The following is a 24,493-nucleotide window of genomic DNA, read 5'->3' on the forward strand; positions in this document are numbered from 1 at the left end:
CCGACATTCAGGAATCGTGTCGATTCGAGGGGCTCCATCGAACGGCTGTAACGGTAGGCGGGTATCAATCCGGGAAACCAACAACTCCCGGAAAACCCGATGCAAGCTGCCGCTCTCACTGTCGTCGTCCCAACCCGCAACGAGGAGCGCAACCTACCTCGTTTTCTCGCATCGCTGCCGCGGGAACTGCCCTTGATCGTCGTCGACGCGAGCACCGACCGGACGGCGGAGCTTGCGGTCGCACGGCGGCCCGACCATACCCTGGTGATCAGATGCGGCTGCGCCATCGCGGAAGCCCGGCAGATTGGGGCCGAGGCGGCACGTACCGAGTGGGTGTTGTTCACCGACGCCGATGTCGTGTTCCCGCCCACGTTTTTCTTGCGCCTGGCGCGCCAGCTGCGAGACGCTGATTGCGTCTACGGCAGCAAACTCTCTAGGGACACGTATCGGCGTTATTACCGTGCCTTCAGTCAGGGTCAGCGGCTGTTGGACTCCCTCGGGATTCCCTCGGCCACCGGCTCGAATCTCGCATTGCGCCGGCGCGTACTGCTGCACGTTGGCGGCTTCGATCGGCAACTGGTATGCAACGAGGACTCGGAACTGGTGTGGCGCGTGAAGCGGGCCGGGTTCCGGACCCGTTTCGCCGCAGACACGCCGGTTTATGCGACGGACCATCGGCGCCTGCGGCGCGGTCGTTTGCGCAAGACCGCCCACTCGCTCCTGCGTTGCATGCTGCTGTATGCCGATCTACTCCCGCCGGCCTGGCGGGCCAGCGACTGGGGCTACTGGTCGCGCCAGCGGACCGACTGAACCGAAAGCGTGGAGGCGACCCAAGCGGTCAGGCGTACTGAGGGTGATAGCGCCCAGCACCTCCCCCAACAGACGCCCGTCGCACACTCGACCGTCCCCGCATTTGTTCTTGACCCACGCTCGCTGTTATGATTAGCAGTTTTTCCTGACTCCCTACCCGGCACCCCTCCTCATGTTGGAACACTTACGCAATATCGCGATCATCGCACATGTCGATCACGGCAAGACTACGCTGGTCGACAAGCTCCTGCAGCAATCCGGCACCTTTGCGGCTCACGAGCGACTCGAGGAACGGGTCATGGACTCGAACGCTCTCGAAAAGGAGCGCGGCATCACGATTCTGGCCAAGAACACCTCGCTTAACTGGGGGGATTACCGGATCAATATCGTAGACACCCCGGGCCATGCCGACTTTGGCGGCGAAGTGGAACGGGTGCTGTCGATGGTCGATTGTGTGCTCTTGCTGGTCGACGCGGTCGATGGACCAATGCCGCAGACCCGCTTCGTCACACAGAAGGCCTTCTCACTCGGCCTCAAGCCTATCGTCGTGATCAACAAGATCGACCGCCCGGGCGCGCGCCCCGATTGGGTCGTGGACCAGACCTTCGACCTGTTCGACCGCCTGGGCGCGACCGAGGAACAGCTGGACTTTCCGATCGTCTACGCCTCGGCATTACACGGCTACGCGGGCTTCAGCCCCGACATCCGCGAGGGCGACCTGACGCCGCTGTTCCAGACCATCGTGGACAAGGTCCATCCGCCCGCCGTCAACCCTGAGGGCGCCTTCCAGATGCAGATCAGCAGCCTGGACTACAACACCTACGTCGGCGTCATTGGTATCGGCCGTGTACAGCGCGGCCGCATTCAGTCGAACACGCCGATCACGGTGATCAGCCGGGATGGCAGCACCCGCAATGCCCGGATCCTCCAGATCCTTTCCTTCCGCGGCTTGCAACGGGTCGAGGTCGGCGAGGCCGGAGCGGGCGACATCATCGCGATCACCGGCGTGGAGACGCTCGACATCTCCGACACGCTGTGTGCACCCGACACGCCCGAGGCGCTGCCGGCGCTGGCCGTCGACGAGCCCACAGTCAGCATGACTTTCCAAGTCAACAAGTCGCCTTTCGCCGGCCGCGAAGGCAAGTTCCTCACCTCCCGACAGATTCGGGAGCGCCTCCTGCGCGAGTTGAAGCACAACGTCGCATTGCGGGTCGAGGAAACGGAGGATCCAGACAAATTCAAGGTCTCCGGCCGGGGGGAGCTGCACCTGTCGATCCTGATCGAGAACATGCGGCGAGAAGGCTATGAACTCGGCGTATCGCGTCCCGAGGTCATCCTCAAGGAGGTCGATGGTGAGACCTGCGAGCCCTACGAGTTCGTGACCCTCGAGGTGGAAGAAACCCATCAGGGCGCCGTCATGGAGAAACTGGGCTCGCGCAAGGCGGACCTCCTGAGCATGCTTCCCGACGGCCAAGGCCGCGTGCGCCTCGAGTATATGGTGCCGTCACGCGGACTCATCGGCTTTCAGACCGAGTTCCTCAGCACCACTTCAGGCAGCGGGCTCTTCTATCACGTCTTCGACCACTACGGTCCGATGAAGAAGGGCGACCTCGGCAGCCGGACGAACGGCGTGCTCATCTCGAACGTCGAAGGCAAGGCCCTGGCTTTCGCGCTGTTCAATCTACAGGAACGGGGGCGCCTGTTCGTGGAACATGGCGTGGATGTCTATGAAGGGATGCTGGTGGGCATTCACTCGCGATCCAACGATCTGGTCGTGAACCCGACGAAGGCCAAGCAGCTGACGAATATCCGCGCCGCGGGCAGCGACGAGAATATTCTGTTAACTCCGCCGATCCGCTTCAGCCTGGAGCAGGCACTGGAATTCATCGATGAGGACGAGTTGGTCGAGGTAACCCCTAAAACCATTCGTCTCCGTAAAAAGCTGCTGCTCGAACACGAGCGCAAGAAAGCTTCGCGTAGCGCTGCGGCCGCCGAGGGCTGAACCGCCTGGAGTGGCAGAACGAGCGGATGGCTCTGAATAGGGGACTGCGGGGTTCCAGGCGCGGGGCATGCATCAAGAGCATGCCCCGCGCTGCCGGGACTTGCGAGCTGCGCTGAACGGCTACTCGTTACTGTTGATCGTCACAGTCGCCGCCTTGAGCTTGCCGGCAATCTGATATCCCGGGCCGGCGACCAAGGTCGCAATGACGGTCTCAGACTTCTCCTTTACGGCATCGTCAACCGGCGTAATGACCAGCGCGACTGATCTTTTCCCCGACGGAATAGTCACCGATCCGCTCAGGGGCAGACTTTCGTTATAGTCGACGCCGTTTCCTGCGGTTCCGGTTATTTGGTAGTTCACCGCCAAGGGGCCAGTGATAGCTCCGAGTTCCCGGGTGATCTCGAACACGGCAGTCGAGGAGAAGCTCTCGGAAGCCACATTGTCCGGGGCGGAAATCTTGACCGCTGGCTGATTCACGTCGTAGCCGTGTAGCTGTACCGCGTCTATCTCATCCCAAGCGGAAGGAGTGGCGTCGGTATCCACATGCACGCGCACCCCGTTTACCCGATAGGTAGTGCTTGGCCAAGCAAGAAAGAAGTTGGCCAGGGTGCCCGGCTTGCTCGGATCCGTACCGGTCCACACCGTGTGCCACACCCCTCCCGTATCCCTCACATCCACCTTGTAGACGAATCCGGTCCCCAAGGTTTCACGAATGGTCGCGCCGTAGGCGTATACCGACGTCGCATAGCCGAGACTGATCGATTCCTTAGTGCCGCTTGGGCTGCTGGGCGCCCACGCCTTGGGATTGTCACCATACGCCGGGACGTCAGGCGCACCCAACGCCTGGATAGATCCCCAATTCGTCGCACTGAACTCGGAAGTGAAGCCGAGAACGGAGCCTGCCCACTGATCCAAGGGAGCGGCGCGTACGGACGCGACTGCGGCCAGGCTGAGTGCGGGTACCAGCAAATTCCTGAACAGTTTCATCGTCTTCTCCGGATAGATCGTATCGAAGGCGGCTGCCGACCGAACAGCTCACATGATGCGTTCCGCAGGGAAAGAAGAGCGTGACGGTTCGGCCTGGGTTACCACAACCATAATGGGCTGAACGACTTCGTTCTAACCCTGACGGCGGATAGTACTGTGCGCAGGATGGGCGTTACATACGTACTTCCACGTAATTTCAGAACTCTTGCCCCTCAAGGGAGAGGACGGCAGAGCCTTTAGCGGCCGACTGAGGGATCTTCCCCGTGTTTTCGGCAATAAAAAACCCCCGGGGGGCTTGCGCCCACCGGGGGTTCAGGTCACCCCGCCCGTCGCCGGGCGGTGTGCGCCGTTCTTACATGAACGACGGGATCAACGGTGCGTCGATCTGCACCATCTCACGGTTGCCAGCTGCGTCAAAGAAGAACAGCAGACCCGCGAAACGGCTGTCCGGATCGTAGATGATGTCGGACAGACGATACACTTCCCACGCCGCGTCGGAAGCTTGCACTTCCACCGTGCGCGTCTCACCCGGTGCGATCGCGCTGTTGTCGCTCACGCTCAGGCCGTCTTCCGCCAACAAGTCTTCCGGATACCCGGTCTTGTCGGTCAGCACGTCGCTGTCCAGGAACCGCACCGAAGCGGTGTAGAACTCACCCAGACGCACAGCGGAGCTGCCGTTGTTGGTGATCGTCAGCTTCATGCGCATCGCACGACCCGGCACGCGGTAGGAAGCGTCTTCCACCTTCACCGCCACCGTCGCCTTGTGGTCTTCGATCGGCTTGATGCCACGCATCGTACCAGCCTGCAGCGGAATGGTGATCGGGTACTTGCTGTTGGCGCTCGACATCGCGAAGATGACGATCAGGATCGTCGCCGCCGTGAAGCCCATCGCCACCTTGCGGTCACCCGACGAGATCAGCTCGTCCGCACGACCCGCATCCGTCATCAACAAACGCGGCATGAAGATCGGACGACGGCACCAGTACAACATCCACGCTGCACCAATGGCATACCAGAAGAAGTGCCAGAAGTAGATGTTGCTCAGGTTGTAGTCTTCCAGATCGATCGTCTGGCCGGTCAACGTGGTGATCGGGTTCTTGAAATCACCCATCGAACCTTCGATCGTGATCCACTTACCCGGTCCGATGATCGGACCACCGCCCTGTACGTTCATCATCGTGTGAACGTGCCAGTCGCCAGGACGACGGGCCTTCAACACCACTTTGAACTCGTACGTCTTGCCGATTTCCAAACGCACGGAACGCGGCACCAGCTGTCCACCGATGTACGATTCCTTACGAATGAAGACCGGGCCCGGAATACCAATGTTCAGGAACGATACGTCCGGCTCGGCGACCGATTCCGGCCAACCTTCGAACACGTGGAACTTGCCTTTGATTTCCACGAAATCGTTGACGTTCACTTTCTCTTTCGACCAGGTCAGGTCGAACCAGTGAATCGTCCGCATACGCATGAAGGCCGCCTGCGACTTCTCACCATGAGCCGACGCCGTCGGCGCGTACAGGCTCGTCGCCGCAACACCGGCCAACAGGCCGAGTACCGACCACTTGGCAATCCGGTCTTTTATTTTTTTCATGAGTCCTCCTCTTTCGAGTCTTTGCATGATGGGTGTGTCCCGGGCTTCCGTTTTCTCAGAACCCGTGGACTAGCGCTCTGTCTCAGCTACTCTCAACAAACCGATTAGGTCTGCTTCAGGAACCGCTCGGTCGCGAACCAGCGACCCACAAAGTGCCACATGAAGTAGATCAGGATCGACATGAACGCAGAGAAGAAAGCCGACACCGGCGCCACGTCCTTACCGAACGTACGCAGCGTGCCCTTCTCCACCATACGGATGTATTCCGGCGTACCGGTACGGACGTAGTTGTAACCCTGAATGTCCGCAATCGACATCAGCATGCCGCTGTATTCCACCGGCACGTGAATCGGTGCAATGATCGGCCAGTTGCCCGGATAGAAAATCAGGCCCCAGCCCATCGCGCCCACGATCGCCGTGAACAGGTAGCTGCCGCTCAGCATCAGCATCGTGTCGAGCAGGATCGCGCCCGGGGTCAGAATCGCCGGGAAGACGAAGTTGACCGGGAAGTAGGTCCAGCCCCAGAAGTTGAAGTAGCGGTTGATCCACTCACCCAGCAACAGGCCCAGCACGCACACCGTCGCGCCCCACGGTTGACGATACCGCTCCCACAGGTACGACTGTACCGCCGCCGGGAACGTGATCAACACGATCGGGGTCACCGTGACCCACAGTCGACGATCTTTCCAATCCGACCAGAAGTCCCAGTCGCCCATCGTCAACATCGCGTGAATGTGGTAGGAACCCACGATCACGAAAAAGACGACAAACAACGCCATCAAGTCGACCGTACGCGAAACCTTGACGGCCTCGGCGTGAGAATGAACTGCACCACTCGCAGCGCTCATACGTTACCTCCAAAGAGTGAACATTTTCTTTTCGTTCCCCCGGTGGCTCGACCTCCCAGGCCAGCCCACCGCTCCCGCTTCCCTGCGCTAGCCGGCGGCAGGTGGTCCGCTCGCGCGCACCACCCGCCCCGACCGCTCCACTTATTTGGCGATCAAGCCCTGATCAACCGCTTCGCAGATGTCACGACCAATCAGCTTGGTGAAGCTGTAGAAGGTCTGGGTCAACGTACCCATCACCGCCAGCGCCAACCAGCCGAAGATCACGAAGCCGTAGTGCAACGGCGCGACGAACAGCTCTTCCATGAACCAGAAGGTGTGACCCCACTCGTTCAGACCGACGTTCGGCAGAATCATGAACGGACCGACGACCAGAATCAGGTACGGCAGCGAAACACCTTCGCTGAAGTACGGCAGACGGGTCTTCGCGTACAGGAACGCCGCAAAACCGGTGATGATGTAGATCGGGTAGCTCAGGTAGAACTCGATGATGTGCGACGGCGTGAAGTCGGTGTCGCGCACGATCGTCTGATGCCACGTGCCGTCCTGCTCGGTGAAGTAGGAAGCACCCCAGTAGATCGCCCATGCGTAAGCAACCAGCCACACCAGGTGGGTGAAGTTGCGACGCAGCTCTTCGCGCGGCGCCAGTGCCGCCAAATTGCGGTCACGCGTCTTCCACAGGTAACCCCACAGGATCGACGCCGTGGTGATCTCCAACACGATCTCGGTGTACAGGAAGTTCATCCAGTACGTCTCGAACTCCGGTGCAAAAGAGTCCAGACCGGCCGACCAGCCGTAGACGCCTTCGTACCAGCGAACCCACATGTAAAACACCGTGTAAATAGCCAACGCAAACGTCAGCCACTTCATGTCCAACAACGGACGATCGCGCTCTGCGACGCCGCCAAGAGTTGTTGCTGCCATTGATTTACCTCCAAATGGATGTTTCAAAGTCGCCCGGCTCGCACCAGGCCACCCTTACCTCAGCCTCCTGCTTCTTGTGTGCTCAGGTCCGGCTCGCGCCATTCCCAAGGCCCCCCGATCCTTCGGGTGGAGCGCAGTCTAGTCAGCACCCCCGTGGGTGTCAAGAAAAACTGCGACAAAAAGTCGCACTCCCCTTGCGAACACAGAGAAGCCGTTGACTGCACACGGATGTCGAGACCCCGAAAGCCCTGCGGAAGTTCCCGGCAGCGGGCACGCAGGTCGGCCCTGGGAACGCGCGACACCGTCGCTACCGCGTCGCGCGTGGGCGCAGCGTCCGGGTCGTGAACACGACAGACTCGCGCACGGGGGGCCAATCACGCGCCTTCCCCGGCTTCACGGGGCGCCCCCTCCAACGCTATCCTTCCACCCAGTGTCGTTCGCTCTCGCCCAAGGGGCCTGATCCAGACGTGCATTCTTCCTGGCTCCCTCCGCAACGCGCGCCGCAGGACCCGATACGAAGTGGTCAAGAAGCGGGCGGCCGGCCCGACACACGTCGACTCGCCACCATGGAACGCTCGCTCTGGCAGGTCATCCCATTGCTGGTAACCACCACGCTGAGCGCCGCCGCCGAAAAGGAACTGCCACGGGCCGAAATCTCGGTGCGTGCTTGCCTGGCCTGCCATCTGCTGACCGGGAAGCCCGGCGACGGCCCGCCCGCACTGACCATGCCTGAGTCCCGGTTTGTGGCTGCGATGGGAGCGTTCCGGAGCGGGCAGCGACGGGGCTCGGTAATGAACCGGATCGCGGCCGGCTTCACGGAGGAAGAGATCCGGGACATGGCCCGTTTTCTGGCGCACTCCGGCACGCGCGGGAAATGAGCGGGATGGACCGCCGACGATTCCTGCTTCACGCCGCGGCACTCGGGGCGACCACACTCAGCCCGGGGTCCTTAGCGGCGGCGAAGCCCGCCGGCGCGCCCTTCAGGGTGGTCGTAATCGGGGGCGGATACGGAGGTGCCACCGCCGCCCGCTACTTGAAACTGATCAAGCCCGATCTGGACGTCACGCTGGTCGAAAGGACACAGCGGTACGTTTCATGCCCGGGGTCGAATGAAGTGATTGGCGGCCTGCACCCGGCAAGCTGGCTCGAGCGCCGCTACGAAAACCTCAGACGAAACTCCGGCATCCGCATCGTTTGCGATGAGGTGAAGGAGTTGGAACGATCGCGGCGTCAGGTCATCCTCGATACCGGCACCCGCCTGCCCTACGACCGCGTGGTTCTGTCGCCGGGTGTCGCCTTTCGCTGGGACGCCTGGGCTGGCTATGACGAGGCCGCTTCGCGACGGATCCCTCATGCCTGGCAAGGCGGCCCACAGACACTGGAGTTGCGGGAGGAACTGGCCGCCATGCGGCGCGGTGGCGTGATGGTCATCGTAGCCCCTCCCAACCCGTATCGCTGCCCGCCAGGGCCCTATGAACGCGCCAGCCTGGCTGCCTACTATCTGAAACAGCGCAATCCGCGCGCCAAGATTCTGATCATCGATCCGAAAACCCAGTTCTCCAAGCAGGCCTTGTTTCTCAAGGGATGGGAAGACCTTTACCCGGGCATGATCGAGTGGGTGCCGATGTCGGCCGAAGGCGCAATCGACCGCATTGACGTAACCCGGCGCACCGTTCATCTCGACTTCGGTCAGCACGTTGCCGACGTTCTCAACGTGATTCCTCCGCAAAAGGCGGGCACTCTCGCGGAGCGGTCCGGACTCACGGATGAATCCGGCTGGTGCCCCATCGATGCGCGACACTTTCTTTCGAGCCGGGATCCGTTCATCCACGTCATCGGAGACGCATGCTCGGCACCGCCGATGCCGAAATCGGCCTTTGCCGCGAACACGCAAGCCAAGGTTGCGGCCGCGGCGATCGCGGACGCAGCCGAGGGCCGCGATGCCGGGACCCCCACACTGATCAATCATTGCTACAGCTTCCTGGCACCCGATTATGCGATCTCCGTTACGGGCGTTTATCGCTACTCGGAAAGCGAACACGGCCTTACGGCCACTGCCACGGGCGAAACGCCGATGGACGCCGACCGACGGCTGGAAGCCAGGAGCGCGCGGGCCTGGCAACGCCACTTCGCACGCGACGCGTTCGGCTAGCTCAGCAGCAGATCGACGCGAGCGGCCTGTTCTTCGATCGATGCCGGGAACTCATGCGTCACCCGCCCGATGCAGTCGGATCAGCACCATGATGAAGCCAATCAGTGCCATGAGCATGCCCACCTCGGCCACAAGGCCGGGCAGCAGAAAGCTCGCGGCCGTGCCGGCAAGCAGCATCAGCCAGGGCACCAGCGTCGCAAGCCAGTCCTTGCGGCCGGCCGAAAATGGCCCATCAGTCATACGCGCCAAAACGGTTGGTCATCAGTAAGGAGGATCCCCGCACCCGAGCCGCCCGGCTCTAGCCACTGACGCCATCGGCTTCGACGGGCGCGAGCGCCGCCGCTACCAACCCGGCCAGGCGTTCCGGCAGTTCCAGAGCCAGCGCTGCGGTGTGAGCGCGCTCCGACATCTTGCCCCAGGTCTTGCGCACGATAGCGACGAGCTTCTCCGCGTCGTGGCTATCGGCGAAGTCAGCGAATTCGTAATTGAGGAACACGAGGCAGGCGGCATCCTCGAGGGCCTGCGCCTCGGCATCCCGCTTCAGGCGCCGCTTGGCGACGATGTCGGTGGCGCGTGCAATCGTCTCGGGGTCATAATCCACGCGGCGCAGGATCCCAGCCAGTTGTTCCGCGTGAAACCCATACAGATAGGTTCGCCAGGCAAGGTAACCCGCCCGATCGGCCGCATAGCGGTCGCGCGGCACCTGCCAACGCCGGATGTGCTGACCGCGTACGGCCAGTGCGAGGGCTTCGGAGGGCTGGTCACAAATACGGGCCAGCCATTCGCTCATGCGCCACCCGTAAACGAGCGCTTTCGGCAGATCGGGACTGACGGCATCCCGGTTCGGATCTTCTCGGTTCGCTTCATCGATCAGGGCCAGAGCCTTTTCCAGGCGCTCACTCACGGTGCTCGGTTCCTTATGTTTGGACTGATGCGACGCCGCTCTGACGCGGCGCGCTTGCGGTGGTACTCGCCCCGGATTATCGCAAGACTAAACCGGCCCCTCCAGAGGTGGGCGCCAGGACCGCGTCAGGAAAGCTCGAACCTGCGCCCATTCGAGGCTTGAGAGCATCACGGCTCATCATCGAAAATGCGCCATGATGAATGAGCCCCCGCAGGAGAGCAGACCCCATGCCGCACGTGACCCGAACCATCGACTACCGCCATGGCACGCAGCCACTCGAAGGCTTTCTCGCCTACGACGAAAGCGTGCCCGGCCCGCTGCCGGCTGTACTGATTGCCCACGCCTGGGGCGGTCGCGATGAATTCGTCTGCGGCAAAGCGCGCCGGCTCGCGGAGCTCGGCTATGCCGCGTTCGCACTGGACATGTATGGCAAGGGGGTACTCGGCACTGGCCCGGAGCAGAACGCGCAACTGATGCAGCCCTTCATGGCCGACCGGGCACTACTGCAGGGACGCATGAAGCAGGCGCTGGAAACCGTCAAGGCCCTGCCGCAGGTCGATCCGGAGCGCGTCGCGGCCATGGGGTTCTGTTTCGGCGGCCTGTGCGTGCTCGATCTCGCGCGGAGCGGGGCCGACCTTCGCGGCGTCATCAGCTTTCATGGCCTGTTCATGCCGCCGACCGAGGTTCCGAACCAGCCGATTCGCGCCAAGGTGCTTGCGCTGCACGGTTACGACGACCCGATGGTTCCGCCGGACCAGGTCACGGCACTGGCGCAGGAATTGACCGAGGCCGGCGCCGACTGGCAGATCCACATGTACGGTCACACCGCTCATGCCTTCACCAACCCGGCGGCCAACGACCCGGCCTTTGGCACGGTGTACGACGCAACGGCGGACGAACGGTCATGGCAAAGCCTGCAGAGCTTCCTGCGCGAGGTGTTAACATAGGCTGTTTTTCGCCACCTTCCCGCTACGTCAAGAATAAAACGGCATGGACCTGAACTTCCTGGATTTCGAGCAGCCAATCGCCGAACTCGTCGCCAAGATCGAGGAATTGAAGCGCGTCGGTTTCGACAACGAGATCAATATTTCCGAGGAAATCGCGCGGCTCGAGGAGAAGAGCCGTAAGCTGACCGAATCCGTGTTCACGTCGCTGACCGCCTGGCAGATCTCGCGTCTGTCCCGGCACCCGTTGCGGCCGTTCACACTGGACTACGTCGAGATGCTGTTCGACGATTTCGAGGAACTACACGGCGACCGCAGCTTCGCCGACGACCCGGCGATCGTCGGCGGCGTGGCGCGCATAGACGACCGACCGGTATTGATCCTCGGCCATCAGAAGGGCCGCGACACCAAAGAAAAGATCCTGCGTAACTTCGGCATGCCGCGTCCCGAGGGTTATCGCAAGGCACTTCGCCTGATGCGCTTGGCCGAGCGGTTCCGCTTGCCAATTTTCTGCTTCATCGACACGCCGGGGGCCTACCCCGGTATCGGCGCCGAGGAAAGGGGCCAAAGCGAGGCCATCGCGCGCAACCTGTTCGAGATGTCGCGACTCCGCGTTCCGATCATTTGTACGGTGATCGGTGAGGGCGGCTCGGGCGGCGCACTCGCGATAGGCGTAGGCGATCGCCTGTTGATGCTGCAATACAGTACCTACTCCGTAATCTCTCCCGAGGGTTGCGCATCCATTCTGTGGAAGAGCGCGGAAAAGGCGGAATTGGCGGCCGAAGCCATGGGCATTACCGCACCTCGCCTGCTTGAACTCGGCCTGATCGACGAACTCATTCCGGAGCCCCTGGGCGGCGCCCATCGCAATCCGCCGCAGATGGCGACACTGTTGCGCGATGCCCTGTTACGGCACTTGTATGATGTCGAACGCGAATCGATCGACTGCCTGATGGATCAACGCTACGACCGACTCATGCGCTACGGCGTGTACGAGGAAGGGGCGAACTGAAGCGCGACCCGCGGTGCGGAACCCGGTCTCCTCCGCCTCGCTGGCCGCGTTTCTGAACCGTCACCCGTCCAGCCCGCGGTATTGGGTGGCGCTCAGCGGCGGCCTGGACTCGACCGTACTGCTGCATCTCTGCCATGCGCTGAGAAGCACGCAACCCGATCTGCCATTGACCGCGGCCCACATCCATCATGGCCTCCAGCACCATGCCGATGACTGGGTCGCATCCTGCGCGGAAGCCTGCCGCGCACTGGACATCCCGCTCACGATTTGCCACGTGGACGCGCGACCGAAGCGCGGGGAAAGTCCTGAAGCCGCGGCACGCGACGCGCGCTATACCGCACTCAGCGGCTTGCTCGGGACCGGCGACACGCTGCTGACCGCCCAACACCGGGACGACCAGGCAGAGACGCTGCTGCTGCAATTGCTGCGCGGTGCGGGCGTTGCCGGCCTGGCCGCCATGCCCGAGCGAGCGGCATTCGGACCCGGATTTCTGGCTCGGCCCCTGCTTCAGGTCGGTCGAGCCGAGCTGACCGCCTACGCCGAGGAACACCAGCTGCGCTGGGTCGAGGATCCGAGCAACAGCGATATTCGGTTTGCCCGCAACTATCTGCGCCGGGAGATCATGCCCATGCTGCGCGCGCGCTGGCCGGGCGCCGACCAGGCGCTGGCGCGTAGCTCGGCGCACTGCGCCGAGACAAAGGATTTGCTGGATGAGCTTGCTGCCGAACTCCTGCATCGCATCGCCGACGATAGCCGCGACACACTCGTCGTGGCGCGCCTCGCGGAGCTTGCGCCTGCGCAACAACGACTGGTTCTGCGCCATTGGTTGAGTGCGAGAGGCTGCACCCTACCCTCGACAGTGCTTCTGGAACGTATCAGGACCGAGGTCTGCCGAGCAGGTCGCGACCGGCAGCCCGTCGTGGCCTGGAGCGATGTGGAAGTCCGGCGATTCCGGGGACAGCTTCACCTCTGCCAGGCGACGCCCAACCCAGACCCGTCATGGGAAACCGAGTGGGATGGCCGGAGCCCCTTGCTTCTACCGCCGAACAACGGCCGACTGCTCGCGGAGCGATGGCTGGGGCCGGGGCTGGATCCTGCCCAGTGGCATGAAGGCCGCATCACCGTCCGCTACCGACGAGGCGGCGAAAGTCTGCGCCTGCCTGACCGCGGCGGCTCGCGCGAACTCAAGAAGCTACTCAATGAGGCCGGCGTTCCCTACTGGGAGAGAAACCGGATCCCGCTCATCTACATCGACGCGGCATTGGCGGCGGTGGCAGACCGCTGGGTCGACGAAACGTTTGCCGGGAATCCGGCGACGGAAAGCATCCGCATCCGGTGGGATCGCTCGGCATCGGGATAGCTTTCCTGCCCATCGCAACTGGGCCGGCGAAGTCGGCTTCCTGCACCCTCCCAAAGTCGGTGCACCGATTCCCTGAATCGAGCGCGGCGCGAGCACCAAGGCACGGGCACGCACCACCCGAAGGCGTGCGCACCAGATGAGGGAAAGACCGGCGTCCGGCAGGCCATCACTGCGGAGGCACGCTGCGAACCGACTCGGCTGACTACGGCAATTGCATAGCCGGTGATGGCGCAACCGCCGTGACGTGGCGCCAGCTTTCGAGTAAAATTCGCGGCTTAGCAGCACGAAGAGCCCGAAAGCGCGCGGCATACGATGCCCTCCAGACCCCCATGCCCCCGCACGACCAAGCCTTAGATTCCATGACCAAGTTCATTTTCATCACCGGCGGTGTGGTTTCGTCGCTCGGCAAGGGCATTGCAGCCTCGTCGCTCGCGGCCATTCTCGAAGCGCGCGGTCTGAAGGTCACGCTGACCAAGCTCGACCCCTACATCAACGTGGACCCGGGCACGATGAGCCCATTCCAGCATGGCGAGGTGTTCGTTACCGAAGACGGTGCGGAGACGGATCTGGACCTCGGCCACTACGAGCGCTTCCTGCGCACGACGATGGGGAAGCGCAACAACTTCACCACCGGCCAGATCTACGAGAACGTGATCCGCCGCGAGCGCAGGGGCGAATACCTCGGCGCCACCGTGCAGGTCATCCCCCATATCACCGACGAGATCAAGCGCGGCATCCGCCTCAGTGCCGAAGGCTATGACGTTGCGCTGATCGAGATCGGCGGGACCGTCGGCGACATCGAGTCCCTTCCCTTTCTGGAGGCAATCCGTCAGATGCGGATCGAACTCGGCGAGGACCGGTCCTTGTTCGTGCATCTGACGCTGGTGCCGTATATCGCCACCGCCGGCGAGGTAAAGACCAAACCCACGCAGCATTCGGTCAAGGAATTGCGCTCCATCGGTATCCAGCCGGACATCCTGATCTGCCGGTCCGAACGCCCGATCCCCAAGAGCGAGCGGCGCAAGATCGCGCTCTTTACCAATGTGACTGAAGACGCCGTCATCTCGGCGATCGATGCCGACACGATCTATCGTATTCCCTTGCTGTTCCATGCCCAGGGCTTCGACGACATCGTCGTGCGGAAGCTCCGGCTCGATGCGCCGCCGGCGGACCTGTATGAGTGGGAACGCGTGGTATTCGCGCTGGAACATCCACTGCGCCGGGCGACCATTGCCATGGTCGGCAAGTACGTCAATCATTCCGACGCCTACAAGTCGCTGACGGAAGCGCTGGTGCACGCCGGGATTCATACCAAAACGAAAGTCACGATCCGCTGCATCGATTCCGAACAGATCGAGGACCACGGCACCGGAGCCCTGGAGGGTGTCGACGCGATTCTCGTGCCCGGCGGGTTCGGCGAACGCGGCATCGAGGGCAAGATCGCGACCGTGAAATATGCCCGCGAAAACCGTATCCCCTATCTCGGCATTTGCCTCGGCATGCAGGTCGCCGTGATCGAATTCGCACGCAATGTCGCCGGGCTCGAAGGCGCGCACAGCACCGAGTTCCTGCCCAAGACACCCCACCCGGTGATCGCGCTGATCACCGAATGGCAGGACGACTCGGGTGCGATCGAGCATCGCAGCGCGGAATCGGAGCTCGGCGGATCGATGCGCCTAGGCGGCCAGAAGTGCCGCCTGAGTCCCGGCAGTCTGGCGCACAAACTCTATGGCAAGGACGTCATCACGGAACGGCATCGCCACCGCTACGAGCTGAATAACCACTATCTCAAGACGCTGGAGGCCGCCGGCCTGACCATCTGCGGCAAGTCGCTCGACGGGCGCCTAGCGGAGTTCATCGAGATTCCCGAGCACCCGTGGTTTCTCGCCTGCCAATTTCATCCGGAATTCACTTCGACGCCGCGTGGCGGCCACCCGCTGTTCTCGGGCTTCGTCCGCGCTGCGGCGGACCAGGCGGAGCAGCGGACCCCCGCCGTCGAAGCGTTCCTTTCCCAGACAGGTCAACCCTCATGAAGCTGTGCGGATTCGAAATTGGCCTTGACCGGCCCCTGTTCCTGATCGCCGGCCCCTGCGTGGTCGAAAGCCGGGACCTGTGCCACGACGTCGCAGGCCGAATGCAGGAGATCACCGGCAAACTCGGCATCCCCTACGTTTTCAAGGCGTCCTTCGACAAGGCCAACCGGTCCTCGTTGACCAGCTTTCGCGGTCTGGGGCTCGAAGCCGGCCTGGAAATCCTGGAAAGCGTGCGCGAAACCTTCGTGGTGCCGGTGCTGACCGACGTGCATGAAGACACTCCGCTGGGCGAAGTCGCCAGCGTCGTCGACATCCTGCAAACCCCGGCGTTTCTGTGCCGTCAGACCAATTTCATCCAGAGCGTCGCCGCCCTCGGCAAGCCGGTCAACGTCAAGAAGGGTCAGTTTCTCGCCCCCTGGGACATGAAGAACGTCTCCGACAAGGCGAAAGCGACCGGCAATCCGCATATCATGGTGTGCGAACGCGGCGTCTCGTTCGGCTACAACAACCTGGTCTCCGACATGCGCTCGCTCGTGATCATGCGCGAGACCGGCTGCCCGGTCGTATTCGATGCCACGCACTCGGTACAACTGCCGGGTGGTCAGGGTAATGTGTCGGGCGGACAACGCGAATTCGTGCCGACGCTGGCCAAGGCAGCGGTGGCCGTCGGCATCAGCGGCCTGTTCATGGAAACCCATCCGAGGCCGGAAGAAGCCCTCAGCGACGGGCCGAACTCCTGGCCGCTGCACCGTATGGAGGAACTGCTGGAAGTCCTCCTCGAACTCGACCGTCTGGTCAAGTCCAGGCCCCATTTATGACGCGCCCGCGGCGGCCTTTGGCCGGGGCTGCTCGCATGCCCCGCGGCGCCATCGCCCGCGGTCATACCCGATCTTTTTCCCACAACCCGTCAAGACTGGTGACTCAATGAGCAAAATCGTCGAAGTTCTGGCCCGCGAAGTCCTCGATTCCCGAGGCAATCCGACCGTTCAGGCCGAGGTCGTGCTCGAATCGGGCGTGGTCGGCAGCGCGATGGTGCCCTCCGGCGCCTCGACCGGTACGCGCGAAGCCATCGAATTGCGCGATGGCGACAAGGCCCGCTACCTCGGCAAGGGCGTGCTGAAGGCGGTCGAAAACGTCCGCACCGAAATCCGTTCGGCCGTGCTGGGCATGAATGCCGATGACCAGAAGGCACTCGACGCCAAGATGATCGGCCTCGACGGCACCGACAACAAAGGCCGTCTCGGAGCCAATGCATTACTCGCGGTATCGCTGGCGAATGCCCACGCGGCCGCCATCGAGAACAAGAAGCCGCTGTACGCCTCGCTGCACACGGGCGGCGACTTCATCCTGCCGGTGCCGATGATGAACATCATCAACGGCGGCGCGCATGCCGACAACAGCGTCGACATGCAAGAGTTCATGATCCTGCCCGTGGGCGCCCCGAGCTTCCGCGAGGCCCTGCGTTACGGCGCCGAAGTGTTCCATGCGCTCAAGAAGGTGTTGTCCGATCAGGGCATGGTCACTTCGGTCGGCGACGAGGGTGGCTTCGCGCCGAACCTGCCGTCGAACGAAGCCGCGATTAGCGTGATCCTGACCGCCATCGAAAAGGCTGGTTACAAGGCCGGTGAAGACATCTTCCTTGGCCTCGACGTCGCCAGCTCGGAGTTCTACAAGGATGGCCACTACCTGCTGGAATCCGAAGGCAAGAAGTTCACGTCGGAAGAGTTCTCCGCCTACATGGAAGACTGGGTCAACCGCTACCCGATCATCACGATCGAGGACGGCATGGCCGAGAATGACTGGCATGGCTGGGGCGTGATGACCAAGAGCCTCGGCAACCGGATCCAGCTCGTCGGCGACGACCTGTTCGTGACCAACCCGAAGATCCTCAAGGAAGGCATCGAGAAGAGCATCGCGAACTCCATCCTCATCAAGGTCAACCAGATCGGCACGCTGACCGAAACCCTCGATGCGATCGCGATGGCCCATGCCGCCGGCTACACCTCCGTTGCTTCGCACCGCTCCGGCGAAACCGAGGACACGACGATCGCCGACCTCGCCGTCGCGGCCGGCACGGGCCAGATCAAGACCGGTTCCCTGAGCCGATCGGACCGCATCGCGAAGTACAACCGCCTGCTGAAGATCGAAGAAGAGCTGGGTAGCCGCGCGCGTTACGCCGGTCATTCGGCGTTCAAGCGTCTGAAGTAATCGAACGAATCCCGGCGCAAAGGCCCGAAGCTCCGTGCAGCGGATCATCCTTCTTTTGCTGGTGCTGATCGGCCTACTTCAATACCGGCTGTGGTTCGGGGACGGGAACGTCCTCGAACTGCGCCGAATGAAGGACCGAATCGTCGAATTGCAGCGCGAGGGGGAGCGACGCCAGCAGCGGAATGCCGCGCTCGACGCCGAGGTCACCGACCTGAAGCAAGGAACGGAAGCGATTGAGGAAAGCGCACGGCAGAATCTCGGGATGATCAAGCAGGGCGAAGTGTTCGTGCAGATGGTCGAGGACCGCCCCGAGGAAAAACCGCCCGCCACTGAAGTATCCCCAGCGACTCCGCCCAAACCGCGGCGTCGTCCCGTGGCACCTCGCTGACCCGAGGTGGGCCGCATGAGCGAGGCGTCCAGGTTCTGGGGCATCGTCCCCGCCGCTGGCGTAGGCCGGCGCATGGGAGCAGACACTCCCAAACAGTATCTCAAGGTACGGGGCAAACCCGTCCTGCAACACACCGTCGAGCGGCTTCTGGCCGTTCCCAGGCTCCAGGGGCTCGTGGTCGCCCTCGGCAGCGAAGATCCTTTCTGGGCCGAGCTCGATTGCGCCTCGGACCCCAGGGTTCGCACCTGCGACGGGGGCCGCGAACGCGCCGACTCCGTGCTGGCCGCCCTGACGTTCCTGTCGCGGGAAGCAGCGCCGGACGACTGGGTCCTGGTGCACGACGCTGCCCGACTCTGCATCACGGTCAGTGACGTCGACCGGTTGATCGATGCCGTTCGCCATCACCCGACCGGCGGCATCCTGGCTCTGCCGAGCAGCGACACACTGAAGAGCGTGCAGGACCGCACTATTACCGAAACACTGGACCGCAACCGGGTCTGGCGTGCGCTGACCCCGCAGATGTTCCGACTGGGCGCACTGCGGGAGGCGCTGGACGCCGCCGCCCGGCAAGGGCTCACCGTCACCGACGAAGCCAGCGCGCTCGAACTGCAGGGCAGTTTTCCGCTGGTGGTCGAGGGACGCCCCGACAACATCAAAATCACGCGCCCCGAGGACCTTCCACTGGCCGCGTTCTACTTGGAGGCACAATGCTGCGAATAGGCCAGGGCTATGACGCCCATCGTTTCCAGGACGGCGGACAGCTCGTCCTGGCCGGCGTCGCCATCGATTACCCGCGCAGCCTGGCGGCACACTCCGACGGGGACGTTGCCCTGCATGCCCTGTGCGACGCCCTGCTGGGCGCCGCCGGCCTGGGGGATATCGGCCGCCATTTTCCCGATTCCGATGTCGCCTTCAAGGGGATCGACAGCCGCCTGTTGCTGCGCGATGTCGTCGGCAAGCTGACACAGTTGGGTTTCACCATCGTCAACGTCGACGTGACCGTGATCGCGCAGGCGCCCAAGCTGGCCCCGCACATCGAGACCATGCGTCAACGCGTCGCCGAGGATCTCGGCATCCCGCCCGATCGCGCCAACGTCAAAGCCACCACGACCGAAGGACTGGGCTTCGAAGGCCGCGGCGAGGGTATCGCGGCCCAGGCCGTCGCACTCCTCGATCAGGCATGAGCCCGGACCGGGATCCTTCCCTGGGGCCGGCGGAAGCCCCTCCCAGGCACGCCGGGGCCGCGACGCCCCTCCCCTACGCGCACGGTCACCCGCCGCACACGGGGACACTCAAAGCCAGCCCCGAGGATTTCTGCGTCGACGAGATCCTGAGCTTCGCACCGAACGGGGCCGGCGAACATGTTCTGCTGCGAATTGAAAAGCTCGGGGAGAACACCGACTACATCGCGCGCCAACTGGCACGCTTTGCCGCGGTGCCTGCCTCGGCCGTCACCTATGCCGGCCTCAAGGACCGGCATGGCCGCACGTCGCAGTGGTTCTGCATCAGCCTTCCCGGGCGCCCCGAACCCGATTGGCGCGCCTTCGAAACGCCAACCGTTCGCATCCTCGAGATCACGCGGAATCAGCGAAAGCTGCGGCGCGGGGCGATCAGCGGCAACCGTTTCCACATCACCGTGCGCGACCTGAGCGCGGATACCGCAGTGTTGGCCGAGCGGCTGTCCCAGGTTGCGACGGATGGGGTTCCGAACTACTTCGGCCCGCAGCGCTTCGGACACGACGGCGCCAATATCGGTGCTGCCCTGCAGATGTTCGAGCACAACGATCTCCGCCGCGTGCCACGGCATCGGCGCAGCCTTTATCTGTCGGCGGCGCGCGCTTACCTGTTCAACCGCATCCTGGCCGAACGCGTCGCCGCCGGCAGCTGGAATCGTGCAATCCCCGGAGACGTGCTCATGTTCTCCAGCGGACACAGCCTGTTCCGGGACGACGTTGCCCGCCCCGATATCGTCGAACGCATTGAACGTGGCGAGATCCATCCGGCCGGAACGCTGTGGGGGATCGGCGAACGCCTGACCACTGCGCAGGCCCTGGCCGCCGAGGACCGGGCTTTGGCCGACGGTTTGGCCTTGATGCAGGGCCTTGAGCAGGCGGAGGTCCGCTCTGCGATGCGCCCGCTGCGCGTTCGCCCCATCGACCTGGAATGGCAGTTCGACAACGATCGCAGCCTGACCCTGAGCTTCATTCTGCCTTCCGGCAGCTACGCGACCAGTGTCCTGCGCGAGCTTGTCGACACGGGTGCCACCCGCTTACCCGAGCCGGACGACAGCGACGACGGGCGCCCCGGAGGCTGACGGCCAGCCCCGAGTTGTGCCGGGCGCCCATCACTCACTCCGCGCGCTTCCGTTCAGAGGGTTGCAGCACCGAGTCGTCCGTTCAGTCCCCAGAGCGGGGCTGAGGGGTTACAATACCGGAACACGCCTCGCCGCCCTGGGAGAGCCGCCATGTCCGTAGGAACCCTCTGCAATCGCACTACTGTCGTCGCCCGCCGTGGAAACTCCGTGGTCGAAACCGCGAAGATCATGCGGGAGAACCACGTCGGATCGGTAATCGTCGTCGACGATGCCGATGGCGCCCCGACCCCGGTCGGCATCGTCACCGACCGCGACCTCGTGCTCGAGGTCATGGCGGCGGAACTCGACCCCGATACCGTGACCATCGGTGACCTCGTCGCCCGCGAACTCGTCACTGCGCGCGAGACCGACAGCCTTTGGGATACTCTGCAGCGCATGCGGACCCATGGCACGCGACGGATGCCCGTGGTTGATCACCAAGGTCATCTGGTCGGCATCCTGTCGGTCGAGGACATGCTCGAACTACTGGCGGTCGAACTGAATGAATTGGCGCGGGTCAGCGCCCGCGAGCAGGCGCTCGAAGAAAAGATGCGCCCCGCTGTACGCTGAGCCGGCCCAGACTTCCCTGGTTCCATGAAAGTAACCCTTTACCACAATCCGCGTTGCAGCAAATCCCGGCAAGCCCTGGCGCTGCTGACCGAGCGCGGCGTTGCACTGCAGGTGATCGAGTACCTGAAGTCCCCGCCGACCGAGCAGGAAATCGGCGAATGCTTGAGGCTGCTCGGCTTCACGCCGCGGCAGTTGATGCGTCGCGGCGAAGCGCTGTACAAGGAATTGGGCCTGGACGCGCCGGAACTCGGTGATACCGAACTGATTCGCGCGATGGCAGAGCACCCGGTGCTGATCGAACGCCCGATTGCTCTCGCCAACGGCAAAGCCGTCCTGGGGCGCCCGCCGGAAAACGTGCTGACCGTTCTGTAGACCAGGGCTGGTTGCCGCTCGTGTCGATGCCGTCGGTCGAAGTGCTCGTACTGTATTACAGCCGCTATGGATCAACCGCTGCGATGGCCGATCTGATCGCCCGCGGCGTCGAGGAACGCGCCGGCGCTGTCGCAAAGATCCGCAGCGTGCCGGAGGTATCCCCGGTAAGCGAACAAACAGCGAGTGCGATCCCGGCCGCCGGTCCGCCGTACGCAACGCTGGATGACCTTAAACACTGCGATGCGCTGGCACTCGGAAGTCCGACACATTTCGGCAATATGGCAGCGCCGCTGAAACATTTTCTCGATTCCACCAGCGGCCTGTGGTTCTCGGGGGCCCTGGCCGGCAAACCGGCCGGCGTGTTTACCGCCACATCAAGCATGCATGGGGGTCAGGAAACGACGTTGATCACGATGCTGCTGCCGTTGCTGCACCACGGGATGATCCTCGTCGGGCTTCCCAGCACCGAATCGGCCCTGCTGGAGACCAGGACGGGAGGAACCCCGTATGGTCCGAGCCGGCTGACCGGCAGCGACAACGAATTCAGCGAGGAGGAGCGCCGCCTCTGCCGCGCCTTTGGCCGACGGCTGGCGCACGTTGCCCAGGCGCTCAAAGCGTCCGAATCCTCCTAGAGGTCGCGCGCCACATGAGTTGCAGGTTTCCATCACGCTGTCAGCAGCCCCACTGACATGGCCGAGCAGATTCCTCTCGCTCTGGGCTTCCAGCCCCGCGCCACGTTCGATGAATACTGGCCTGGTGCCAACGCCGAGCCTGTTCGACATCTGGAGGCGATTGCGGACGGCGACGGAGAGCGGTTCATTCTGCTATGGGGTGACGAGGGTTCCGGCAAGTCGCATTTGTTGCAGGCCACTTGCCGCAGCGCGCACCGCCGCGGCGACTCGGCCGCCTACCTGCCGCTGCGGCTGCTGCGCCCGCTTGGCGCGGAGATCTTCGAAGGGCTCGACGACCATGCTCTGGTTTGTATCGACGACCTGGATGCCATCGCGGGACAGTCGGAGTTCGAACAGGGCCTGTTTGGGCTTTACAACCGTCTCCGCGACGGCAATGCGACCCTGGTCGTGTCCGCAGCCGGTCCACCACAGCAGTTGGACATCGGTCTCCCGGATTTGCGGAGCCGGTTGAGCTGGGGTCTGGTCCTGCGCCTGGTGCCGCTGGACGAGAACGATACGCTGGCGGCCATCGCCCTTTATGCGCGGCAGCTCGGACTGGAGCTGTCTCCGCAAGTGAGCCGATTCCTGCTGGCTCACTGCCGGCGCGACTTCACCTCGCTGCGGCATCTGCTGGAACGCCTGGATCGAGCCACACTGGCCGCCAAGCGCCGGCTCACCATTCCCTTCATCAAGGCTCTGCTGGAAGAATTGGCATGAATGTACTCGTCATTGGAACCGGAGCGATCGGGAGCTTTTACGGCTCCATGCTGGCAAAGGCCGGAGTCGATGTCTCCGTCGTCGCGCGTACCGATTTCGAGTACATCCGGCGCCACGGTATCCACCTCCAGAGCAAACTCGGCAACTACCATTTCCTGCCGAAGCAGGTCGTCCGGGACGCTGCGGAACTGACCGAGAAGCCGGACTACGTACTGCTGTGCATCAAGGTCGTCGAACAGGTGGACCGTCCGGCCTTGCTGCGCGGGGCGCTGGGGCCGGACAGCGCGATCGTGCTGATCTCGAACGGCATCGGGGTGGAACAGGAAATCGCTGATGCCTACCCCATGCATGAACTGATCAGCGGCCTGGCGTTCATCTGCGTCACGCGCACCGCACCCGGCAGCATCTGGCATCAGGCCTATGGACGGCTGGCGCTGGGCAACTACCCGGGCGGCGCGTCGGAGAAGGCGCGAGCGCTCGGGGCGATGTTCACCGAAAGCGGCATCAGTTGCATCCTGACCGAGGATATTACGACGGCGCGCTGGCAGAAGTGCGTCTGGAATGCTCCCTTCAATCCGCTGTCGGTGCTCTCGGGCGGCCTTTCGACCAATGACATCCTGTCCAGCCAGGAGCCGCTGGTGCGTGCCCTGATGGAGGAAATCTGTGCGGTCGCGGAAGCCTCAGGGCATCCGCTGCCGGCGGATAGCGTCGACCGCAACGTCGACAGCACCTACAAGATGCCGCCCTACAAGACGAGCATGTTGCTGGATTTCGAGGCGGGCCGGCCACTCGAAACGGAGGCTATTCTGGGTAACGCGGTCCGCATCGGTCAGGGCCTGCGCGTCCCGATCCCTCATCTGGAAGCCGTGTATGCGCTGATGAAATTGCGCGAGCTTCGTGTCTCGCGCGAAAGCGGCGGGTGAATTCTATCGCGGGCGCCATGCAGACAGCTTGCGCCCGCCGACGGTCCGGTCGGTCGTCAAGACATCAAGCACCGAGTCCCGACTCGGCCACCGCATCGGGTACGTTGAGGATGCGCGTATACAGGGCCCGGTACTGTTGGTCGACAGTGGGCCCGAACAAGGGGTCGGCCCGGTAGGGAAGCGAGCGGTTCAGCTGCTCCCAGTCCTGCACTTCGAATAACTGCCGCAACAGCGGCAGGATATAGCCTTCTTCGGCATTCAGATGATCCATCTGCTGCGTCACATAGGCCGAGATCTGCTCGATGAACACATCGCGCTGGACGATGTCCCCGTGCAGGATGCCATCGATGGCGAGGCGCACCCGATTGGTACTCTCCCATAATGCCCGATGCTGTCGTCGCAACTCGTCGACTTCCGCCCGGGCCACATCACTGCGTTCCAGGTGATAGCGAAAGATCAGGTCTTCCCGGGGGTGGTGGTAGAGGTCGGCGTAGTTCTGCAGGTAATCGATGGTATCCAGCATGATCTCGAGGTCCGGCATTCCGCCGTCCTTCAAGGTCACGACCTGACGCTCCAGCAGATTCAGCAAGCGGCTGAAATTGATGTGGTCAGCGTGCAGTGAGTCGATGATGGTGTACATGCGCGATTCGCTCCCGGTACCCGCCGCGCTGCCGCGGTCGGTTGATTCATCAGATATTCCCCAAGCTCTTCGCGATCAGAG

At 63.0% G+C, this 24,493-nt stretch carries 26 protein-coding genes; 19 read left to right on the top strand and 7 right to left on the bottom strand.

The genetic code is table 11. From position 1 onward, the window contains the following. Window positions 1-99: 99 nt before the first annotated feature. On the top strand, window positions 100-810 hold the full coding sequence (locus tag BWR02_RS05900; RefSeq protein ID WP_139556827.1) for a glycosyltransferase: 711 nt from the start codon (window positions 100-102) through the stop codon (window positions 808-810). Window positions 811-982: 172 nt separating this feature from the next. Then, window positions 983-2,812, top strand: coding sequence for a translational GTPase TypA (gene typA / locus BWR02_RS05905; RefSeq protein ID WP_139556828.1), 1,830 nt, complete (start codon window positions 983-985; stop codon window positions 2,810-2,812). A 120-nt stretch (window positions 2,813-2,932) separates the two neighbouring features. Here typA and BWR02_RS05910 read toward each other — a convergent pair whose 3' ends face one another. The 4 genes from BWR02_RS05910 to amoC all read right to left on the bottom strand — a co-directional run bounded on the left by BWR02_RS05910 (window position 2,933) and on the right by amoC (window position 7,165). Further along, complete coding sequence (locus BWR02_RS05910) at window positions 2,933-3,799, bottom strand: hypothetical protein (RefSeq protein WP_139556829.1); 867 nt, start codon at window positions 3,797-3,799, stop codon at window positions 2,933-2,935. Between the two features lie 352 nt (window positions 3,800-4,151). Further along, entirely contained in the window at window positions 4,152-5,396 is a 1,245-nt protein-coding gene (amoB, locus tag BWR02_RS05915; RefSeq protein WP_129884071.1) for a bacterial ammonia monooxygenase, subunit AmoB, read from the bottom strand. Between the two features lie 104 nt (window positions 5,397-5,500). After that, window positions 5,501-6,244 carry an ammonia monooxygenase, bacterial type, subunit AmoA gene (gene amoA, locus BWR02_RS05920; protein ID WP_129883941.1) on the bottom strand — a complete coding sequence of 248 codons (744 nt, stop codon included), beginning with the start codon at window positions 6,242-6,244 and terminating at the stop codon, window positions 5,501-5,503. 141 nt (window positions 6,245-6,385) lie between these two features. Then, complete coding sequence (gene amoC, locus BWR02_RS05925) at window positions 6,386-7,165, bottom strand: bacterial ammonia monooxygenase, subunit AmoC (protein WP_139556830.1); 780 nt, start codon at window positions 7,163-7,165, stop codon at window positions 6,386-6,388. Between the two features lie 566 nt (window positions 7,166-7,731). On the opposite strand from amoC, the gene BWR02_RS05930 reads away from it, so the two are divergent. Both BWR02_RS05930 and BWR02_RS05935 read left to right on the top strand, forming a co-directional pair. Beyond that, window positions 7,732-8,043, top strand: a complete 312-nt coding sequence (locus tag BWR02_RS05930; protein WP_139556831.1) for a c-type cytochrome — start codon at window positions 7,732-7,734, stop codon at window positions 8,041-8,043. 5 nt (window positions 8,044-8,048) lie between these two features. Beyond that, entirely contained in the window at window positions 8,049-9,317 is a 1,269-nt protein-coding gene (locus BWR02_RS05935) for an NAD(P)/FAD-dependent oxidoreductase (protein ID WP_201276176.1), read from the top strand. 51 nt (window positions 9,318-9,368) lie between these two features. On the opposite strand, the gene BWR02_RS05940 is transcribed toward BWR02_RS05935, so the two are convergent. Next, the gene (locus tag BWR02_RS05940) at window positions 9,369-9,557 is read right to left on the bottom strand and encodes a hypothetical protein (RefSeq protein ID WP_139556833.1); all 189 of its coding nucleotides are present in this window, start codon (window positions 9,555-9,557) and stop codon (window positions 9,369-9,371) included. A 58-nt stretch (window positions 9,558-9,615) separates the two neighbouring features. Then, window positions 9,616-10,221 carry a DUF4202 domain-containing protein gene (locus BWR02_RS05945; protein WP_139556834.1) on the bottom strand — a complete coding sequence of 202 codons (606 nt, stop codon included), beginning with the start codon at window positions 10,219-10,221 and terminating at the stop codon, window positions 9,616-9,618. A gap of 227 nt (window positions 10,222-10,448) precedes the next feature. Here BWR02_RS05945 and BWR02_RS05950 point away from each other — a divergent pair, with 227 nt between their 5' ends. The 15 genes from BWR02_RS05950 to BWR02_RS06020 all read left to right on the top strand — a co-directional run bounded on the left by BWR02_RS05950 (window position 10,449) and on the right by BWR02_RS06020 (window position 23,772). Then, window positions 10,449-11,168 (top strand): dienelactone hydrolase family protein, encoded by a 720-nt coding sequence (locus BWR02_RS05950; protein WP_139556835.1) that lies wholly within the window; start codon window positions 10,449-10,451, stop codon window positions 11,166-11,168. 43 nt (window positions 11,169-11,211) lie between these two features. Beyond that, window positions 11,212-12,177, top strand: coding sequence for an acetyl-CoA carboxylase carboxyl transferase subunit alpha (gene accA / locus BWR02_RS05955; RefSeq protein ID WP_139556836.1), 966 nt, complete (start codon window positions 11,212-11,214; stop codon window positions 12,175-12,177). A 13-nt stretch (window positions 12,178-12,190) separates the two neighbouring features. Further along, entirely contained in the window at window positions 12,191-13,537 is a 1,347-nt protein-coding gene (gene tilS / locus BWR02_RS05960; RefSeq protein WP_236101965.1) for a tRNA lysidine(34) synthetase TilS, read from the top strand. A gap of 359 nt (window positions 13,538-13,896) precedes the next feature. Next, window positions 13,897-15,570 (top strand): CTP synthase, encoded by a 1,674-nt coding sequence (gene pyrG, locus BWR02_RS05965; RefSeq protein ID WP_139556837.1) that lies wholly within the window; start codon window positions 13,897-13,899, stop codon window positions 15,568-15,570. Then, window positions 15,567-16,388: a 3-deoxy-8-phosphooctulonate synthase gene (gene kdsA, locus BWR02_RS05970; protein ID WP_129884747.1), complete on the top strand. Its 822-nt coding sequence runs from the start codon at window positions 15,567-15,569 to the stop codon at window positions 16,386-16,388. The genes pyrG and kdsA overlap by 4 nt, the downstream gene beginning before the upstream one ends. A gap of 106 nt (window positions 16,389-16,494) precedes the next feature. Beyond that, entirely contained in the window at window positions 16,495-17,778 is a 1,284-nt protein-coding gene (gene eno / locus BWR02_RS05975; RefSeq protein WP_129884748.1) for a phosphopyruvate hydratase, read from the top strand. A 34-nt stretch (window positions 17,779-17,812) separates the two neighbouring features. Beyond that, entirely contained in the window at window positions 17,813-18,166 is a 354-nt protein-coding gene (gene ftsB, locus BWR02_RS05980; RefSeq protein WP_201276177.1) for a cell division protein FtsB, read from the top strand. Window positions 18,167-18,181: 15 nt separating this feature from the next. Continuing rightward, complete coding sequence (gene ispD / locus BWR02_RS05985) at window positions 18,182-18,886, top strand: 2-C-methyl-D-erythritol 4-phosphate cytidylyltransferase (protein WP_139556838.1); 705 nt, start codon at window positions 18,182-18,184, stop codon at window positions 18,884-18,886. Then, window positions 18,874-19,350: a 2-C-methyl-D-erythritol 2,4-cyclodiphosphate synthase gene (ispF, locus tag BWR02_RS05990; protein ID WP_139556839.1), complete on the top strand. Its 477-nt coding sequence runs from the start codon at window positions 18,874-18,876 to the stop codon at window positions 19,348-19,350. The genes ispD and ispF overlap by 13 nt, the downstream gene beginning before the upstream one ends. After that, window positions 19,347-20,480: a tRNA pseudouridine(13) synthase TruD gene (gene truD, locus BWR02_RS05995; protein ID WP_139556840.1), complete on the top strand. Its 1,134-nt coding sequence runs from the start codon at window positions 19,347-19,349 to the stop codon at window positions 20,478-20,480. The genes ispF and truD overlap by 4 nt, the downstream gene beginning before the upstream one ends. A gap of 150 nt (window positions 20,481-20,630) precedes the next feature. Then, window positions 20,631-21,089, top strand: a complete 459-nt coding sequence (locus tag BWR02_RS06000) for a CBS domain-containing protein (protein ID WP_139556841.1) — start codon at window positions 20,631-20,633, stop codon at window positions 21,087-21,089. A 24-nt stretch (window positions 21,090-21,113) separates the two neighbouring features. Then, the gene (gene arsC / locus BWR02_RS06005; protein ID WP_139556842.1) at window positions 21,114-21,461 is read left to right on the top strand and encodes an arsenate reductase (glutaredoxin); all 348 of its coding nucleotides are present in this window, start codon (window positions 21,114-21,116) and stop codon (window positions 21,459-21,461) included. 26 nt (window positions 21,462-21,487) lie between these two features. Further along, window positions 21,488-22,093, top strand: coding sequence for an NAD(P)H:quinone oxidoreductase (gene wrbA, locus BWR02_RS06010; protein ID WP_139556922.1), 606 nt, complete (start codon window positions 21,488-21,490; stop codon window positions 22,091-22,093). A gap of 57 nt (window positions 22,094-22,150) precedes the next feature. Then, the gene (gene hda, locus BWR02_RS06015) at window positions 22,151-22,849 is read left to right on the top strand and encodes a DnaA regulatory inactivator Hda (RefSeq protein WP_139556843.1); all 699 of its coding nucleotides are present in this window, start codon (window positions 22,151-22,153) and stop codon (window positions 22,847-22,849) included. Further along, window positions 22,846-23,772: a ketopantoate reductase family protein gene (locus tag BWR02_RS06020; protein ID WP_139556844.1), complete on the top strand. Its 927-nt coding sequence runs from the start codon at window positions 22,846-22,848 to the stop codon at window positions 23,770-23,772. The genes hda and BWR02_RS06020 overlap by 4 nt, the downstream gene beginning before the upstream one ends. A 64-nt stretch (window positions 23,773-23,836) precedes the next feature. Here BWR02_RS06020 and BWR02_RS06025 read toward each other — a convergent pair whose 3' ends face one another. Then, the gene (locus BWR02_RS06025) at window positions 23,837-24,412 is read right to left on the bottom strand and encodes a hemerythrin domain-containing protein (RefSeq protein ID WP_129884756.1); all 576 of its coding nucleotides are present in this window, start codon (window positions 24,410-24,412) and stop codon (window positions 23,837-23,839) included. Window positions 24,413-24,493: the final 81 nt, after the last annotated feature.

Source organism: Methylotetracoccus oryzae (genome assembly GCF_006175985.1).
GTDB classification, from domain to species: domain Bacteria; phylum Pseudomonadota; class Gammaproteobacteria; order Methylococcales; family Methylococcaceae; genus Methylotetracoccus; species Methylotetracoccus oryzae.